A 17,111-nucleotide genomic window follows, 5' to 3' on the forward strand; every position below is an offset into this window, starting at 1 on the left:
GGACTGCCCGCTTGATGCCCACCGCCACCGATCTTGCCAATGCCTGGTTCGCTCAACGCGGCTGGAAGCCGTTCGCTTTCCAGCGCAAGGTGTGGGCCGCCGTCGAGCGTGGGGAGTCGGGCCTGCTCTATGCCAACACTGGCGCTGGCAAGACGTATGCGGTCTGGCTGGCGGCACTGCGGGCGTTCAAGGCCCAGGCCCAGGGGCGCCACGCGGCGCCGCTCCAGGTCATCTGGATCACCCCCATGCGCGCCCTGGCCGCCGATACGGCACGAGCGCTGCAGGCGCCCATCGACGAGATGGGCTTGCCCTGGAGCGTTGGCGTGCGCAGCGGCGATACCGGCAGCGCCGAGCGCGCACGCCAGGCCCGGCGCATGCCCAGCGTGCTGGTCACCACACCTGAAAGCCTGACCCTGCTACTGACAAGGGCACAGGCCAGCAATGACTTCGCGACGCTGCGCATGGTGGTGGTGGATGAGTGGCACGAACTGCTCGGCAACAAGCGGGGGGTTCAGCTGCAACTGGCGTTGGCCCGCCTTCGGCGTTGGCACCCTGGCCTGCCGACCTGGGGGCTGTCGGCCACCCTCGGCAACCTGCAGCATGCCTTGGACGTGTTGCTGCCCCAAGGTGGTCAGCTGGTCCGCGGGCGCCAGGACAAGGTGCTGCAGGTCGATACCCTGGTGCCTGAGCACATCGAGCGCTTCCCATGGGCAGGGCACATCGGCCTGAAGATGTTGAAGCAGGTGAGCCGGGAAATCGACGCCAGCAGCAGTTGCCTGGTGTTCACCAACACCCGGGCGCAGGCCGAGCTCTGGTACCAGGCCCTGCTCGAAGAGCGCCCCGACTGGGCGGGCCTGATCGCGCTACATCACGCCAGCCTGGCACGTGACACCCGCGACTGGGTCGAACGCAGCCTCAAGGAGGGCACGCTCAAAGCCGTCGTCTGTACATCGAGCCTGGACCTGGGCGTGGACTTTCTGCCGGTCGAGCGCGTCCTGCAGATCGGTTCGGCCAAAGGAATCGCCCGGTTGATGCAGCGCGCAGGACGCTCCGGGCATGCGCCTGGACGGCGCTCGCGTATCACCCTGGTGCCCACCCACAGCCTGGAGCTGGTGGAAGCCGCCGCCATGCGCCAGGCCCTGGCGGCCGGCCACCTGGAGGGACGCCGGTCACCGCGCCTGTGCATGGATGTACTGGTCCAGCACCTGGTCAGCATGGCCCTGGGCAGCGGGTTCGAGCCGCAGCAACTGCTCGCTGAAGTGCGCAGCACCTGGGCCTTCGCCGACCTGCGTGACAGCCAGTGGCAATGGGCACTGGACTTCGTTTGCCATGGCGGCAGCTCGCTCAGCGCCTACCCCGATTATCAACGTGTTGAAATGCACCCAGACGGCTTATACCGGGTCGCCAGTGAGCGCCTGGCGCGCCGCCATCGCATGGGCATCGGCACCATCGTCAGTGACGCCTCGCTGCACCTGAAGTACTGGAGCAAAGGCGGTGGCGGCAAGCACCTGGGCAGCGTGGAAGAAGCGTTCATCTCACGCTTGAGGCCCGGGGACACATTCGTCTTCGCCGGCCGCGTGCTGGAGCTGGTTCGCGTGGAAAACATGACCGCCTATGTGCGCCGCAGCAATGCGCGCAAGGCGGCGGTGGCCCGCTGGAACGGCGGGCGCATGCCGCTTTCCAGCGAACTGGCAGACGCTGTGGTCCAGCAACTTGACGCCGCAGCGCACGGTCGCTTCGACAGCCCTGAAATGCGCGCAGTAAGGCCGTTGCTCACGGTACAAGCCCAGTGGTCGGCGCTGCCGACGATAGGGACGCTGCTGGCAGAGACATTCAAATCCAGGCAGGGCTGGCACCTGTTCGTGTACCCGTTTGCCGGGCGCATGGCCAACATGGGGTTGGCCAACCTGATCGCCTGGCGTGTCAGCCGTGAGCAACCGCTGTCGGTTTCCATCGCCGTCAACGACTACGGCTTCGAGCTGCTAAGCCCTGGGCCGGTGGAGTGGGCCAGCTACCTGCCCCGTGCGTTGAGTACCGAGGATCTCCTGGAGGATGTGCTTGCCAGCCTCAATGCCGGAGAAATGGCGCTGCGCCGGTTCCGGGAAATCGCCCAGATCGCTGGGCTGGTGTTCGGTGGCTATCCTGCGGCGCAAAAGAGCATGCGCCAGATCCAGGCCTCGAGCGGGTTGTTCTACGAGGTGTTCCGCAAGCACGACGCAGGCAACCTGCTGCTGGGCCAGGCACGTGATGAGGTACTTAGCGAGGAGTTGGAAATCGATCGGCTTCGGGCCCAGTTGCTGAAACTGACCGACCTCAGGCTGGACTTGCGTGTGATGGAGCGCACCGGGCCGCTGGCGTTCGCGCTACTGGTCGAAGGGCTGCGTGAAACCCTCAGCACGGAAAAACTGGCAGACCGCATCGCGCGGATGGTAGCGGAATTGGAGAGCATTGCAGGTTGAACCAGATAACGATCAGACGCATTCATGGGGTAGCGGTCATATCGCTGGCCATCGACGGCCTGGCGATCCCCACATGACGACACATTGCGCCATCGAACTGGCCGGGCAGAAACTCTGGCTGCTGCCGGACAAAGCCGTGTATTGGCCAGCCCGCAAGACGTTGCTGCTGGCCGATGTGCACATCGGCAAGGCGGCGAGCTACAGGGCCTTGCACCAACCCGTTCCCAGAGGCACTACCGAAGCCACGTTGGCCCGGCTCGACACACTGCTGGCCGAGCATGACTGCGAGCAACTGATCGTACTGGGTGATTTCCTGCATGCCCGGACTGCGCGGGCGCCGGCTACGCTGGCCCGGGTGCAAGCCTGGCGAGAGCGTCATCCGGAGTTGAGCATCGTGCTGATACGCGGCAACCATGACCGCAACGCAGGCGATCCACCTGTTGAGCTGGGGATCGACGTGGTAGACGAACCTTATGTAGTGGGGCCGTTCGCCCTGCAACACGAACCCAAGGCGCATCCGGCACTCACGGTGCTTTCAGGGCACGTCCACCCGGTCTTCGTGCTGCGCGGCAGGGCTCGCCAGCGGCTGCGCCTACCTTGCTTTCTGATCGACGAAAAAGTCAGCCTGCTGCCAGCTTTCGGAGAATTCACAGGCGGTTGGGAGATCGAGCCCGCCGGCACCAGCCAGGTCTATCTGGCCGGTGCCGGCCGGGTGTGGCCGCTATGAAATGAATCAGGCCACAGGCGCTGGAGGCGGCTCATCGGGAAGGGTGGGCTCGCCGGGCTCCATGGGCGTATCACCCGGCTGGCCAGGCTGCGGCGTGTCCGGGTCAGGCTGCCCTGGCACACCGCCGGCATGCAGCGGCAATGGGTCAGCCAACAGCGACCAGGACAGCAGCCCGATGTGATTGGGCTGCAAGCCAGCCAACTTCGCACTGATCGTTGGGTGGAGTTTCATTGGCACCTCCTGACAACAGCCGACCCGCTTTATGCAAATCGGCAGGGTTACCACTTGGAGCGTCAAAAGCCGATGAAATTCCCGACGCCTGTCGGTCAGGTGCGTGGCAGGGTGACGCCACGTTGGCCCTGGTACTTGCCGCCGCGGTCCCGGTAGGACACTTCACAAGGCTCGTCCGATTGCAGGAACAGCATCTGCGCCACCCCTTCGTTGGCGTAGATCTTGGCCGGCAACGTGGTGGTGTTGGAGAACTCCAGCGTCACGTGGCCTTCCCATTCGGGCTCGAGCGGGGTCACGTTGACGATGATGCCGCAACGCGCATAGGTGCTCTTGCCCAGGCAGATGGTCAGCACGTCGCGCGGGATGCGGAAGTACTCCACGGTGCGCGCCAGTGCAAAGGAGTTGGGCGGGATGATGCACACGTCGCTCTTGATGTCGACGAAGCTGCCGGCATCGAAGTTCTTCGGGTCGACGGTGGCCGAGTTGATATTGGTGAAGACCTTGAATTCGTCGGCGCAGCGCACGTCGTAGCCGTAGCTTGAAACGCCGAAAGAGATGACCCGGTTATCCTGTTCGCCACGCACCTGGCGCTCCACGAACGGCTCGATCATGCCGTGTTCCTGCGCCATGCGGCGAATCCACTTGTCCGATTTGATGCTCATGGCGGGATGTCCTGAAGAGTCTGCAAGGTAAAGATAGACGCGCATCTTACCGGTCCCGGCGCGGTCTTCAAAGTTCCATCCAGCGTTTGCCGCCCGCCGCGGCTACAGTGCCCGCGAGGCGTGGCTTGCAGCCGCCGTCGATCTCTTTTCGGGGAAAGCGGCGTCTGGCCATTGGCAGCTTGGGCAAAGTGGGGTAAGGTGTTGCCACTGTGCTGCACGTGACACCGAGAATCTCTAGTTTGATGCACGATCCTGATCGGCCCATCGCTGAATTTTCTGCTCTCTTTGCGCTCAGTCCCGGGCAGGGTTTTTCCTGACCGAAATCAAATTGTCCAAGGAGACAGAAAAATGTCCAATCGTCAAAGCGGTACCGTCAAGTGGTTCAACGATGAGAAAGGCTACGGCTTCATCACCCCTCAGTCGGGCGACGACCTGTTCGTGCACTTCAAAGCCATCCAAGCTGACGGCTTCAAAACCCTGAAAGAAGGCCAGGCTGTTACTTTCGTCGCTACCCGCGGCCAGAAAGGCATGCAGGCTGAAGAAGTTCAGATCGCCTAAGTCGATCTAGCTTTCTAGCTTTCAAAAAAACCCGCTTCGGCGGGTTTTTTTATGCCTGCTACTCAGTCAGCAGGCGCCAGGGCGCGCTGACCATGGTCAAGGATCGCCCGTTGAACAGATACGCGCCTGGCCTCCTCTGAGCACGACCTGTCAGCACGAGCGGCTCACCGAGCCGCCCTCTGGTCTTGATCTGAAAGGCTGCGGTACTACAGCCGACTAGTCTTCGCTGATGGTGATGCTCGGCATCGCTGGCGCTGCCGCCTCACGCAGTACGATACGCGCCCCCACCTTGCGCGCCAGCTCCTGGTACACCATGGCGATCTGGCTCTCAGGCTCGGCGATGGCCGTAGGCTTGCCGTTGTCGGCCTGCTCGCGGATCAACATCGAAAGCGGCAACGACGCCAGCAGATCGACGCCGTACTGGCTGGCGAGTTTCTCACCGCCACCCTCGCCGAACAGGTGCTCAGCGTGGCCGCAGTTCGAACAGATGTGTACGGCCATGTTCTCGACCACGCCCAACACCGGGATGTTGACCTTGCGGAACATTTCCACGCCTTTTCTGGCATCGAGCAGCGCCAGGTCCTGGGGCGTGGTCACGATGACCGAACCTGCCACCGGCACTTTTTGCGCCAGCGTCAGCTGGATGTCGCCGGTGCCAGGCGGCATGTCGATGACCAGGTAATCGAGATCATTCCAGGCTGTCTGGGTTACCAACTGCAGCAGCGCCCCCGAGACCATGGGGCCGCGCCACACCATCGGGGTATTGTCATCGGTCAGGAATGCCATCGACATCACTTCGACCCCATGGGCCTGGATAGGCACGAACCATTTCTGATCACGAATCTGCGGCCGCGTACCTTCGGCGATGCCGAACATCACGCCTTGGCTGGGGCCGTAGATATCCGCATCGAGGATGCCTACGCGCGCACCCTCACGGGCCAGTGCAAGCGCCAGGTTGGCGGCGGTGGTGGATTTGCCCACGCCGCCCTTGCCCGATGCCACGGCGATGACGTTCTTGACGTTGGCCATGCCGGGCACTTGGGCCTGGCCCTTGTGGGCCGCGATCAAGCACTCGATGCTCACCTGTGCGCGGGTCACACCCTCAAGGTTACCGATCGCCGTTTCCAGCACCTGCGCCCAGCCCTGCTTGAACAGGCCTGCGGCATAGCCGAGCTGCATCTGTACGCTGACACACCCATCCTGGATTTCGATGGCACTCACGCAACCGGCAGTGACCGGATCCTGGTCGAGATAGGGGTCGGTGTACTGGCGAAGCACGCCTTCGATGGCGGCGCGATTGAGGGCACTCATGGACACTCCCATTGGCAAACTGAATGTAAAACAAGCGCCTATCCTAACCCGTCAATCGTCAGCAGATGCGTGCGCGGGGTGAAATATATTCGTCAGCCCTTTATAGTGGCCGATCATCCTCATTTTCACCCGTCGCCAGATAAGTAGCCGAGCCACCATGTCCGAGCCACGTCAGATTCTCGTCACCAGCGCCCTGCCCTATGCCAATGGATCCATCCATCTTGGCCATATGCTCGAGTACATCCAGACAGACATGTGGGTCCGCTTTCAAAAGCTGCGCGGCAATCAGTGCATCTATGTCTGTGCCGATGATGCGCACGGCTCGGCCATCATGCTGCGAGCCGAAAAGGAAGGCATCACGCCAGAGCAACTGATCGCCAACGTACAGGCCGAGCACAGCGCCGACTTTGCCGATTTCCTGGTGGACTTCGATAATTTCCACTCCACCCACAGCGAAGAAAACCGCGAGCTGTCGGGCATGATCTATACCCGGCTGCGCGAGGCGGGGCATATCTCCACTCGCTCGGTGACCCAATACTTCGACCCTGAAAAGGGCATGTTCCTGGCAGACCGCTTCATCAAGGGCACGTGCCCGAAGTGCGCGGCCGAAGACCAGTATGGCGACAACTGCGAAAAATGCGGCGCGACCTATGCACCGACCGAATTGAAAGACCCCAAGTCTGCTATTTCAGGGGCTACACCGGTGCTGCGCGACTCCCAGCACTTCTTCTTCAAGCTGCCCGACTTCCAGGCCATGCTCCAGCAGTGGACGCGCAGCGGCACGTTGCAGGACGCCGTGGCCAACAAGCTCGCCGAATGGCTGGATGCCGGTCTGCAGGAGTGGGACATCTCCCGGGACGCGCCTTATTTCGGTTTCGAGATCCCTGGCGAGCCTGGCAAGTACTTCTACGTCTGGCTGGACGCGCCGATCGGCTACATGGCGAGCTTCAAGAACCTGTGCGCGCGTCGCCCGGACCTGAACTTCGATGCCTTCTGGAACCAGGGCTCCAGCGCTGAGCTTTACCACTTCATCGGCAAGGACATCGTCAATTTCCACGCCCTGTTCTGGCCCGCCATGCTCGAAGGCGCTGGCTTGCGCAAGCCGACCGCGGTCAACGTGCACGGCTACCTCACCGTCAACGGTGCGAAGATGTCCAAGTCGCGGGGCACGTTTATCAAGGCCCGTACCTACCTCGACCATTTGCAACCCGAATACCTGCGTTACTACTATGCCGCCAAACTCGGTCGCGGGGTCGATGACCTGGACCTGAATCTTGAGGACTTTGTGCAGAAGGTCAACTCCGACCTGGTGGGCAAGGTGGTCAACATCGCCAGCCGGTGTGCCGGGTTCATCCATAAAGGCAACGACGGCGTGATGGTGGCCGGTGATGCAGCTCCAGAGCTGACCGAAGCCTTCCTGGCAGCTGCACCGTCCATTGCCGAGGCCTACGAGGGCCGAGACTTCGCACGCGCCATGCGTGAGATCATGGCACTGGCCGACCGCGCCAATGCCTGGATTGCCGAAAAAGCGCCTTGGTCGCTGGCCAAGCAGGAAGGCAGGCAAGACGAGGTGCAAGCCATCTGCGCCCAGGGCATCAACCTGTTCCGTCAGTTGGTGATCTTCCTCAAGCCTGTGCTGCCAGTGCTTGCGGCCGATGCCGAGGCCTTCCTGAATGTGGCCCCCTTGACCTGGGACGATCACCGTTCGCGCCTGGAAAATCACTCACTCAACCCGTTCAAGGCCCTGCTCAGCCGCATTGAACCTGCCAAGGTGCAAGACATGATCGCGGCCAGCAAGGAGGACCTGTTGGCCGCCGAGGAGCCCAAGGCACCTGTGGGTAATGGCGAGCTGCACAAGGACCCGCTGTCGGCGGAAGTCGACTTCGACACCTTTGCCGCTGTCGACCTGCGCGTGGCACTGATCGTCAAGGCCGAGGCCGTACCGGGTGCTGACAAGCTGCTGCAGTTGACCCTGGACATCGGTGATGAGCGCCGCAACGTCTTCTCCGGCATCAAGTCAGCCTACCCTGACCCCGCTCAGCTCGAAGGCCGGCTGACCATGATGGTCGCCAACCTCAAGCCACGTAAAATGCGCTTTGGGGTTTCCGAGGGAATGGTGATGGCCGCCGGCCCTGGCGGTGAAGAAATCTACCTGCTCAGCCCCGACAGCGGCGCCAAGCCCGGTCAGCGCATCAAGTGACCCACAAGCGGGACCTGCATCAGGCCCCGCCTTGCGACGATGGCGCGCAGCCACGGGCTGCTGCGCCTTGCCTGCCTTGCTCACGTTCTCCAGGAACGCTACGAATTCATGAATGCCGTCAAACGTCGAGAAATCTTCCGTCGACTGCACGAAGACAACCCGACACCCAAAACCGAGCTGGCTTACACCACACCCTTCGAGCTGTTGGTAGCCGTGACCCTTTCCGCGCAATCCACCGATGTAGGTGTGAACAAGGCCACAGCGCGGCTTTTTCCAGTTGCCAACACCCCTGAGGCTATCTACGCGCTCGGAGTCGACGGACTGAGCCAGTACATCAAGACCATTGGGCTCTACAACAGCAAGGCCAAGAACGTCATCGAGGCCTGTCGCCTACTCATTGAGCGGCATGACGGGCAGGTGCCGGACACGCGCGAGGCCCTCGAAGCCTTGCCGGGCGTTGGCCGCAAGACAGCCAACGTAGTGCTCAATACGGCATTTCGCCAACCGGCGATGGCAGTGGATACCCATATCTTCCGCGTCAGCAATCGCACGGGCATTGCTCCGGGCAAGACGGTGCTGGAGGTGGAAAAAAAGCTGCTCAAGTTCGTCCCCAAGGATTACTTGCTCGACGCACACCATTGGTTGATCCTGCACGGACGCTATGTATGTCAGGCCCGCAAGCCCAGGTGCGGCAGCTGCCGAATCGAGGACCTGTGTGAATTCAAGCACAAGACCAGTGATGATTGAGGCAATAGTAGAAAGATTGCGCTTCGATTGAAAAAATCTTTTTTACCAGCGCCCACTTTATGGTTATAAGGTCGGCCATTGGCCCTTGCCGTGGAGCGACTCATGAGCACTGATAAAGACGACCTCACGATTGAAGATGATTTTGTGACCGCTGAAGAAGAAGTCGAGCCGCAAGTAGAACCGGCGAAAACCAATCTGAGCAAGCGTCGCACCATCGACAATCTGCTGGAAGAACGTCGACTGCAAAGGCAACTGGCCGATTTCGATTACGATCTCTAGGAGGTGCTGGCTGGCGGGCCTCCGAAAGACCCGCTCCTTCTCCGTTCAGGCCTCGAATTCGGTGCAGAGCCCTCCTGCAGGAGGCTCTGCATACCATCAGTTCAACCCGTGTCGCTGTGCCAGTTCGATCAAGTCCACCAATGACCGCGCGTTGAGCTTGAGCAGCAACCGAGATTTGTAAGTACTGACCGTCTTGTTGCTCAGGTACATGCTGTCGGCGATTTCCTTATTCGACCGGCCCCGCGCCAATTGCTGAAGCACTGTCATCTCCCTTGCCGAAAGGCGGTTGACCATTTCCGCTTCACTGCCGCCGCTGCGCCCTCGCGAGGCGTGCAGCGCCTGGTTGGGGAAGTAGCTATAGCCCGACAACACCGCCTTGATCGCGCTGAGCAGTTCGGTCAGTTCCTGTTGCTTGCACACGTACCCTGCCGCCCCTGCCTGCATGCACCGCATCGAGAAGTTGCCGGGCGCCTGGGAGGTCAGTACCAGTACTTTGCTGCATGGGCTTGAACTGGCCATGCGGGCTATGACTTCGAGGCCGTCGAGCTTGGGTATGCCGATGTCCAGCACGACGATATCGGGAAGATGTTGCCGTGTCAGTTGCAGCGCGGCCACTCCGTTGTCCGTTTCAGCGACGACATCGTACCCATGCCGCTCCATCAGCATGCGTACGGCCAGACGTATCACAGGGTGATCATCTACGATAAGCACTTTGTTCATGCGATATCCATTCATTGCTGTTGCATTGGCAGGCCACGATAACCGAGAGAAGAACTCATGGCGCGGCGTTTTCGCCTAGAAACGGACGTACAGACACGGCTTACTAAACTTACGGAAGTTTCCTACACACAAGATGAAGAGTTGTTACAAGCTAATTAATAAAAGCGGATAAGAACTCCCTTAGAGGGCAACTCCCGACAACTTTTACATCAAACACTGACACCGTTGTCGTGACGCTTGAAGCGCTTGGCAGGCGCAGGCCCGGCATGGGAAACAGTGCAGGGTTTAGCTGAGCAAGGACCTAGGTTATAGATGTACGAAAGCGCAGGAGAAGGCTCCATGAATCAAGCACAACCCGTTGCTCCGCTGACAATCGTCGCTATCTTTGCGGGCATAATCGAAGCCTCCGCCCTGGCTACCTTGCCCTTTCTCAGCGAAGCCAGCCAGACGCTGTATACATGGTTCCTGGTTGGTTTTCCCTTCTTCCTGACCGCCCTGTTCTTCTTGACGCTGAACTTCAATTACAAGTCTTTCTATACGCCTGCTGGATCGCGTATCGAATCCGTGGACAGTGCGCAGAGCGCGCGGAAGATCACGTCCACGACCCTGCCAACCGCAAGCGCAATCGTGCACGGCGAGCCGGTGACCTTCATGTTCAGCGGGCCAGAGGCAAATCAGTTAATGGAAAAGGAGGTGTTGCAAGCGCTCGCCCAAGCGCCAGAGCCGGCTCGCACCTGGCAGTTCTGCAATGTGCCAAGAGGACAATGTGTCCGGCTTTCAGTCAGCCCCCTCGAGTAAAGGCAAAAAACCCGGCACTAGGCCGGGTATTTGCAGAACGGCGTGCTGAATCAGAGCAACGAGCGGCCCTTGTTCGCAGCGATACGCATACGCAGCGCATTGAGCTTGATGAAGCCCGCCGCGTCTTCCTGGTTGTAGGCACCGCCGTCTTCTTCGAAGGTGGCGATGTTGGCATCGAACAGCGAATCGTCGGATTTGCGGCCGACCACGGTAACGTTGCCCTTGTAGAGCTTCAGGCGTACGACACCGTTCACATTGACCTGGGACGCGTCGATCATCTGCTGGAGCATGACCCGCTCCGGGCTCCACCAGTAACCGGTGTAGATCAGGCTGGCGTACTTGGGCATCAGCTCGTCTTTGAGGTGAGCGACTTCGCGGTCCAGGGTGATCGACTCGATGGCGCGGTGCGCCTTGAGCATAATGGTGCCGCCAGGGGTCTCGTAGCAGCCACGCGACTTCATGCCCACGTAGCGGTTTTCGACGATGTCCAGTCGACCGATGCCGTTGGCGCCGCCGATACGGTTCAGATCGGCCAGCACGGTGGCCGGGCTCTTCTCTACGCCGTCAATTGCGACGATGTCGCCGTTGCGGTAGGTCAGCTCAAGGTAGGTTGCCTGGTCTGGGGCGTTTTCGGGCGAAACGCTCCAACGCCACATGTCTTCTTCATGCTCGGTCCAGGTATCTTCCAGCACACCGCCTTCATAGGAGATGTGCAGCAGGTTGGCGTCCATCGAGTACGGCGACTTCTTCTTGCCATGACGCTCGATCGGGATACCGTGCTTCTCGGCGTAGTCCATCAGTTTCTCGCGCGAGAGCAGATCCCATTCACGCCATGGCGCGATGACCTTGACGCCGGGCTTGAGGGCATAGGCGCCCAGTTCGAAACGAACCTGGTCGTTGCCTTTGCCGGTAGCGCCGTGGGAGATGGCGTCGGCACCGGTTTCGTTGGCGATTTCGATCAGACGCTTGGCGATCAGCGGACGGGCAATGGAAGTACCCAGCAGGTACTCGCCCTCATACACGGTGTTGGCGCGGAACATCGGGAATACGAAATCGCGCACGAATTCTTCGCGCAAATCGTCGATGTAGATTTCTTTGACGCCCATTGCCTGAGCCTTGGCACGCGCCGGCTCGACCTCTTCACCCTGCCCCAGGTCGGCGGTGAACGTCACCACTTCGCAGTTGTAGGTATCTTGCAGCCACTTGAGAATCACCGAAGTATCAAGGCCGCCGGAATACGCCAGTACGACCTTTTTTACGTCCGCCATGCCATCACTCCACGGGGTTGTACGGAAAAGGCCCGATTCTAACGGCGTTGAGGCTCAATTTATAGAGGCGCGACAGCTTCTGACGACAAAGCGACAAGAATTGTCGATGGCGCGACGGCCGCTACTTGGCAGTGGCGGGTTTGTCCGGGACCGGCTTGGTGGCACTTGCAGCCTGCGCCGGGGCAGCGGAGGCAGCGGGGGCCTCGACCGCCTTTTGCGTGGGCTGCGCCTGGGCAGGGCCTCGCTCAAGTTCGATGTTGACCCGCCGGTTACGGGCGCGATTGCCGGCGCTGTTGTTCTTGACCAGCGGATAACGCTCGCCGTGGAAACGCACGGTTATCTGGCTTTCAGGCACGCCGTGGGCCATGAGGTAATCGGCGACCGCCAGTGCCCGCCGGCGGGACAGGTCGCGGTTGGTCAACCGATTGCCGCTGTTGTCGGAATGCCCGTCCAAGGCCACCTGATTGACGCTGGGGTCGGCCTTCATGTATTCGAGCAGCACATCGAGGCGGGCCTTGGCCGCCTGATCCAGCACGATGCCGCCACCGGGGAAGCCCACCTGGGTCTGACGCACCTGGTCGTAGTTCATCGGCAACAGCTTGCTGGCGCAGGCCTGGTAGTCACTGTAGGCCTTGGCGAAACTGACCGGCAGCACGCGCACTTCCATTGCCCGCCCGCCCTCCCCGGCGAAGTTGCGCACCACGGCGCTGCGGCCATCGAGCAGGCCGTTGATCAAGCGGCTGGCCTGGCCTTGGGAGGAGTTGAACAGCACGCCGGTACGTGCCATGCGCACATTGCCCAGGTTGATGTCCCCGCGCCCAGGTTGCCAGGGCGCTGCAGCAGCCAGCAAGGTGGCACCGCCGGCACCCATCGCATTGGTTTGTGAGCGCAGGCGGAACACCGGTTGCTCACCGGCACGGCGTACGAACTCACCGCTTCCGAAACCGTCTATCGGCTGGGTCAGCCGGCATTCGAACGCGTCACCCTCCACCGTCCAGGCAATGCGCTCCATGCGTGTCTGAAACGTCAAGGCACCGGCCGGCACGCTGGCAAACACGATAAACAGGGCTAGGTAACGCTGGCGCACGGCGGGCTCCACATAATTCGACACTCACCTTTACACTATCGGGCGGCCGCGGGAAAACTTGATACCTGTGCTCTGGAGGGGCTTTTCCGGTAGCATTACGGCTTGAGTTCGACCCGCCTGGAATCCTCAATGTCCGATCGCCTGACCCTCCTGCGCCCCGACGACTGGCACATCCATCTGCGTGATGGTGCCGTCCTGCCTCACACCGTTAGTGATGTGGCGCGCACCTTCGCCCGTGCCATCATCATGCCCAACCTGGTGCCGCCGGTGCGCAATGCCGCCGAAGCCGGGGCCTATCGTGACCGTATTCTGGCTGCTCGCCCGGCTGGCAGTCGGTTTGAGCCGTTGATGGTACTGTATCTCACCGACCGCACCACCCCACAAGACATCCGAGATGCCAAGGCCAGCGGTATCGTGCACGCCGCCAAGCTCTACCCGGCAGGCGCCACCACCAATTCCGATTCTGGCGTGACCAGCATCGACAATATTTTCCCGGCTATCGAGGCGCTGGCTGAAGTCGGCATGCCATTGCTGGTACACGGCGAAGTCACGCGCAGCGAGATCGACGTGTTCGACCGTGAAAAGCGCTTCATCGACGAGCATATGCGCCGCCTGGTCGAGCGCTTCCCCTCGCTCAAGGTGGTCTTCGAGCACATTACCACCAGCGATGCGGCCCAGTTCGTGACCGAGGCTTCGGCCAACGTTGGCGCCACCATCACCGCGCAGCACTTGCTGTACAACCGCAACCATATGCTGGTGGGCGGCATACGGCCGCATTTCTATTGCCTACCCATCCTCAAGCGCAACACGCATCAGGTGGCGTTGCTCGACGCCGCCACCAGCGGCAACCCGAAGTTCTTCCTCGGCACCGACTCGGCTCCCCACGCCCGCCACGCCAAGGAAGCGGCGTGTGGATGCGCTGGCTGCTACACCGCCTATGCGGCCATCGAGCTCTATGCAGAGGCGTTCGAACAGCGCAACGCTCTGGACAAGCTCGAAGGCTTTGCCAGCCTGCACGGTCCTGCTTTCTACGGCTTGCCAGCCAACACCGACACCATCACCCTGGTTCGTGATCAATGGACGGCCCCAGAAAGCCTGCCCTTCGGTGAGCAAACCGTGATTCCGCTTCGCGCCGGGGAAACACTGCGCTGGCGCCTGCTGGAGGAACACGCGTGAGCGAAGACCTGTACGAAGATGAACTTGAATCCTCTGGCAGCGGTGGTCACCGTCACCCGATGGCCGAACGCTTTCGGGGTTACCTGCCCGTGGTGGTGGATGTGGAGACGGGTGGTTTCAATAGCGCCACCGACGCCTTGCTGGAAATTGCTGCCGTCACCATTGGCATGGACGAAAAGGGTTTTCTGTTCCCCGAACATACCTATTTTCACCGGGTAGAGCCCTTCGAAGGCGCCAACATCGAGGCCGCGGCGCTGGAGTTCACCGGCATCAAACTCGACCACCCGCTGCGCATGGCGGTGAGCGAGGAAACGGCCCTGACGGATATCTTCCGAGGCATCCGCAAGGCGCTCAAGGCCAATGGTTGCAAGCGCGCCATCCTGGTGGGCCACAACAGCAGTTTCGACCTGGGTTTCCTTAACGCGGCGGTAGCGCGCAACGACCTCAAGCGTAACCCGTTCCACCCGTTCTCGAGCTTCGACACGGCCACCCTGGCAGGGCTCGCCTATGGGCAGACCGTGCTGGCTCGCGCCTGCCAGAGCGCTGACATCGATTTCGATGGTCGCGAGGCGCACTCGGCACGCTACGACACCGAAAAAACGGCTGAGCTGTTCTGCGGTATCGTCAACCGCTGGAAAGACATGGGCGGCTGGCGACAGGATTGATCCGCGCGTTTCAGCGCTAAAGCCAGCCCGTGCGGCTGGCAAAAAAAACCGGCCATGAAGGCCGGTTTTTTTTGCTCGACGCGGGCTTACAGCTTGCCGGCGTTCTCGCTCAGGTAGGCAGCAACGCCTTCTGGCGATGCGTTCATGCCCTTGTCGCCTTTTTTCCAGTTGGCAGGGCAGACTTCGCCGTGCTCTTCGTGGAACTGCAGGGCGTCGACCAGGCGCAGCAGCTCGTCCATGTTACGGCCCAGCGGCAGGTCGTTGATGATCTGCGAGCGCACGACACCGTTGGTGTCGATCAGGAAGGCGCCACGGAAGGCCACGCCGCCTTCGGACTCTACGTCGTAGGCCTTGCAGATTTCGTGGGTCATGTCGGCAGCCAGGGTGTACTTGACCGGGCCGATGCCGCCGTTGTTGACGGGGGTGTTGCGCCATGCGTTGTGGGTGAAGTGCGAATCGATCGATACGCCGATCACTTCCACGTTGCGCGCCTGGAAGTCAGGAATGCGATTGTCCAGAGCAATCAGCTCGGACGGGCAGACGAAGGTGAAGTCCAGCGGGTAGAAGAACACCAGGCCGTACTTGCCCTTGATGGCCGAGGCCAGGTTGAAGCTGTCGACGATCTCGCCGCTGCCCAGTACGGCAGGTACGGTGAAATCGGGGGCTTTCTTGCCAACGAGTACGCTCATTGTTATCTCCTGATGTGAGTGAAGAACCATTGCCGGGCCGAGTCGCCGACCCGACATGCAACAAAGGTTGACCATCATACACAGGTTACGGTGGCAGGCCGAATGCTGAGCGCGCGACCGTTGGTCACTCGGGGCGAATGCCTTCTGAAACCACTTTGACAAGCATTCTCATTCACATTAAGCTCCAACCCATCGAACCCGCCAGCGATGGTCAGCCCTATGTATGTGTGTCTTTGTGTCGGCGTCACCGACGGACAGATCCGCGATGCGATCTATGAAGGATGCTGCAGCTACAAGGAAGTCCGAGCCGCCACCGGTGTCGCCAGCCAGTGTGGCAAGTGCGCCTGCCTGGCCAAGGAAGTGGTGCGCGAAACACTGACCAAACTTCAGGTCAGCCAGGCCGCCCTGCCCTATCCGGTAGAATTCACCACTGCCTGATACCCAGAATGACGAAAACCGGACCATGCGTCCGGTTTTTTTTCGCCTTAATTCAACGAGTTAGCGCGCCAACGCGGTTCACAAACATTCTTATTCCTATTAATTTTCATTTATTATTCAATTACTTAGGTTTGACAGGCCTGGGCATCAGGCTCAAACTTCCCTGTATTGGCACACTTCGAAAGGGCAGGAACCCCAATGAAAGGCGACATCAGCGTCATCCAGCATCTCAACAAGATCCTCGGAAACGAGCTGGTCGCAATCAACCAGTATTTCCTGCATGCGCGCATGTACGAAGATTGGGGCCTGAACAAACTCGGCAAGCACGAGTACAAAGAATCGATCGACGAAATGAAGCACGCTGACAAACTGATCAAGCGTATTCTGTTTCTCGAAGGTATTCCCAATGTTCAGGACCTGGGCAAGCTGCTGATCGGCGAGCACACCAAAGAGATGCTCGAGTGCGACCTGCGAATCGAGCAGAAAGGCCTGATCGACCTGAAGGCGGCCATTGCCCACTGCGAAACAGCGGGTGACTTTGGTTCGCGTGACGTGCTGGAAGATATTCTGGAGTCTGAAGAAGAGCACATCGACTGGCTGGAAACCCAGCTGGGCTTGATCGACAAGATTGGTATCGAAAATTACCTGCAGTCGCAGATGGGCGAAGAATAAGACGCCAACACAAAAAAACCCGCCAATGGCGGGTTTTTTTTGGAGCGCATTTCTTACGCTTCGGCAGCTTTCGCCTTGGCGGCGGCATCCTTGATCAGGGTTTGCAGCTCACCCTTTTCGAACATTTCCAGCACGATGTCGCTACCGCCGACCAGCTCACCACCGACCCACAGCTGGGGGAAGGTTGGCCAGTTGGCATATTTGGGGAGGTTGGCGCGAATTTCCGGGTTCTGCAGGATGTCGACGTAGGCGAACTTCTCGCCGCAACCCATCACTGCCTGGGAGGCACGGGCCGAAAAGCCGCACTGCGGCGCATTCGGCGAGCCCTTCATGTAAAGCAGAATGGTGTTGTTGGCAATCTGCTCTTTGATCGTTTCGATGATATCCATGTAGCACCTCGGCTTGACTTTCCGACACGGGCGTC

19 protein-coding genes are annotated in these 17,111 nt (G+C 60.5%); 11 read left to right on the forward strand and 8 right to left on the reverse strand.

The features are described 5' to 3' along the window. Window positions 1-14: 14 nt before the first annotated feature. Both ACF8GB_RS13180 and pdeM read left to right on the forward strand, forming a co-directional pair. Window positions 15-2,459, forward strand: a complete 2,445-nt coding sequence (locus ACF8GB_RS13180; RefSeq protein ID WP_392527150.1) for a ligase-associated DNA damage response DEXH box helicase — start codon at window positions 15-17, stop codon at window positions 2,457-2,459. Window positions 2,460-2,532: 73 nt separating this feature from the next. Next, the gene (pdeM, locus tag ACF8GB_RS13185; RefSeq protein ID WP_078478100.1) at window positions 2,533-3,186 is read left to right on the forward strand and encodes a ligase-associated DNA damage response endonuclease PdeM; all 654 of its coding nucleotides are present in this window, start codon (window positions 2,533-2,535) and stop codon (window positions 3,184-3,186) included. A 6-nt stretch (window positions 3,187-3,192) separates the two neighbouring features. Here pdeM and ACF8GB_RS13190 read toward each other — a convergent pair whose 3' ends face one another. Together ACF8GB_RS13190 and dcd are read right to left on the reverse strand one after the other, a co-directional pair. Then, entirely contained in the window at window positions 3,193-3,417 is a 225-nt protein-coding gene (locus tag ACF8GB_RS13190; protein ID WP_058606055.1) for a hypothetical protein, read from the reverse strand. 95 nt (window positions 3,418-3,512) lie between these two features. Then, window positions 3,513-4,079 (reverse strand): dCTP deaminase, encoded by a 567-nt coding sequence (gene dcd, locus ACF8GB_RS13195; protein ID WP_023535255.1) that lies wholly within the window; start codon window positions 4,077-4,079, stop codon window positions 3,513-3,515. Window positions 4,080-4,427: 348 nt separating this feature from the next. Here dcd and ACF8GB_RS13200 point away from each other — a divergent pair, with 348 nt between their 5' ends. Further along, window positions 4,428-4,637: a cold-shock protein gene (locus ACF8GB_RS13200; RefSeq protein WP_016488765.1), complete on the forward strand. Its 210-nt coding sequence runs from the start codon at window positions 4,428-4,430 to the stop codon at window positions 4,635-4,637. 216 nt (window positions 4,638-4,853) lie between these two features. On the opposite strand, the gene apbC is transcribed toward ACF8GB_RS13200, so the two are convergent. Continuing rightward, entirely contained in the window at window positions 4,854-5,948 is a 1,095-nt protein-coding gene (apbC, locus tag ACF8GB_RS13205) for an iron-sulfur cluster carrier protein ApbC (RefSeq protein WP_326383890.1), read from the reverse strand. A 157-nt stretch (window positions 5,949-6,105) separates the two neighbouring features. Between apbC and metG the strand changes: the two genes are divergently transcribed. From metG to ACF8GB_RS13220, 3 genes are all read left to right on the forward strand, one after another. Next, window positions 6,106-8,148 carry a methionine--tRNA ligase gene (metG, locus tag ACF8GB_RS13210; RefSeq protein ID WP_058637952.1) on the forward strand — a complete coding sequence of 681 codons (2,043 nt, stop codon included), beginning with the start codon at window positions 6,106-6,108 and terminating at the stop codon, window positions 8,146-8,148. A 108-nt stretch (window positions 8,149-8,256) separates the two neighbouring features. Beyond that, window positions 8,257-8,895 (forward strand): endonuclease III, encoded by a 639-nt coding sequence (gene nth / locus ACF8GB_RS13215; RefSeq protein WP_058637978.1) that lies wholly within the window; start codon window positions 8,257-8,259, stop codon window positions 8,893-8,895. Between the two features lie 102 nt (window positions 8,896-8,997). Continuing rightward, window positions 8,998-9,174 (forward strand): PA3496 family putative envelope integrity protein, encoded by a 177-nt coding sequence (locus ACF8GB_RS13220; RefSeq protein ID WP_178091282.1) that lies wholly within the window; start codon window positions 8,998-9,000, stop codon window positions 9,172-9,174. A gap of 96 nt (window positions 9,175-9,270) precedes the next feature. On the opposite strand, the gene ACF8GB_RS13225 is transcribed toward ACF8GB_RS13220, so the two are convergent. Beyond that, the gene (locus ACF8GB_RS13225; RefSeq protein WP_058637951.1) at window positions 9,271-9,894 is read right to left on the reverse strand and encodes a response regulator transcription factor; all 624 of its coding nucleotides are present in this window, start codon (window positions 9,892-9,894) and stop codon (window positions 9,271-9,273) included. Window positions 9,895-10,233: 339 nt separating this feature from the next. Between ACF8GB_RS13225 and ACF8GB_RS13230 the strand changes: the two genes are divergently transcribed. After that, window positions 10,234-10,692, forward strand: coding sequence for a hypothetical protein (locus ACF8GB_RS13230; RefSeq protein ID WP_058637950.1), 459 nt, complete (start codon window positions 10,234-10,236; stop codon window positions 10,690-10,692). A 50-nt stretch (window positions 10,693-10,742) separates the two neighbouring features. Here ACF8GB_RS13230 and ACF8GB_RS13235 read toward each other — a convergent pair whose 3' ends face one another. Together ACF8GB_RS13235 and ACF8GB_RS13240 are read right to left on the reverse strand one after the other, a co-directional pair. Continuing rightward, window positions 10,743-11,960, reverse strand: a complete 1,218-nt coding sequence (locus tag ACF8GB_RS13235) for an argininosuccinate synthase (RefSeq protein WP_058606061.1) — start codon at window positions 11,958-11,960, stop codon at window positions 10,743-10,745. A gap of 121 nt (window positions 11,961-12,081) precedes the next feature. Next, entirely contained in the window at window positions 12,082-13,047 is a 966-nt protein-coding gene (locus tag ACF8GB_RS13240; RefSeq protein WP_197843663.1) for an OmpA family protein, read from the reverse strand. A 129-nt stretch (window positions 13,048-13,176) separates the two neighbouring features. Here ACF8GB_RS13240 and pyrC point away from each other — a divergent pair, with 129 nt between their 5' ends. Together pyrC and rnt are read left to right on the forward strand one after the other, a co-directional pair. Further along, a complete protein-coding gene (pyrC, locus tag ACF8GB_RS13245; RefSeq protein ID WP_058639703.1) occupies window positions 13,177-14,223 on the forward strand; it encodes a dihydroorotase in 1,047 nt (348 codons plus the stop codon). Then, a complete protein-coding gene (gene rnt / locus ACF8GB_RS13250; protein WP_027915348.1) occupies window positions 14,220-14,888 on the forward strand; it encodes a ribonuclease T in 669 nt (222 codons plus the stop codon). Before pyrC ends, rnt begins: the two co-directional genes overlap by 4 nt. Before the next feature lie 86 nt (window positions 14,889-14,974). Here rnt and ACF8GB_RS13255 read toward each other — a convergent pair whose 3' ends face one another. Next, the gene (locus tag ACF8GB_RS13255; RefSeq protein WP_023535284.1) at window positions 14,975-15,577 is read right to left on the reverse strand and encodes a peroxiredoxin; all 603 of its coding nucleotides are present in this window, start codon (window positions 15,575-15,577) and stop codon (window positions 14,975-14,977) included. A 219-nt stretch (window positions 15,578-15,796) separates the two neighbouring features. On the opposite strand from ACF8GB_RS13255, the gene ACF8GB_RS13260 reads away from it, so the two are divergent. Next, window positions 15,797-16,015, forward strand: a complete 219-nt coding sequence (locus ACF8GB_RS13260; protein ID WP_100850995.1) for a bacterioferritin-associated ferredoxin — start codon at window positions 15,797-15,799, stop codon at window positions 16,013-16,015. A 198-nt stretch (window positions 16,016-16,213) separates the two neighbouring features. Then, window positions 16,214-16,687: a bacterioferritin gene (bfr, locus tag ACF8GB_RS13265; protein ID WP_058605176.1), complete on the forward strand. Its 474-nt coding sequence runs from the start codon at window positions 16,214-16,216 to the stop codon at window positions 16,685-16,687. A gap of 53 nt (window positions 16,688-16,740) precedes the next feature. Here bfr and grxD read toward each other — a convergent pair whose 3' ends face one another. Further along, on the reverse strand, window positions 16,741-17,076 hold the full coding sequence (grxD, locus tag ACF8GB_RS13270) for a Grx4 family monothiol glutaredoxin (RefSeq protein WP_023535214.1): 336 nt from the start codon (window positions 17,074-17,076) through the stop codon (window positions 16,741-16,743). Between the last annotated feature and the right edge of the window lie 35 nt (window positions 17,077-17,111).

This window comes from Pseudomonas sp. xss_4, assembly GCF_043104125.1.
Taxonomy (GTDB): domain Bacteria; phylum Pseudomonadota; class Gammaproteobacteria; order Pseudomonadales; family Pseudomonadaceae; genus Aquipseudomonas; species Aquipseudomonas parafulva_B.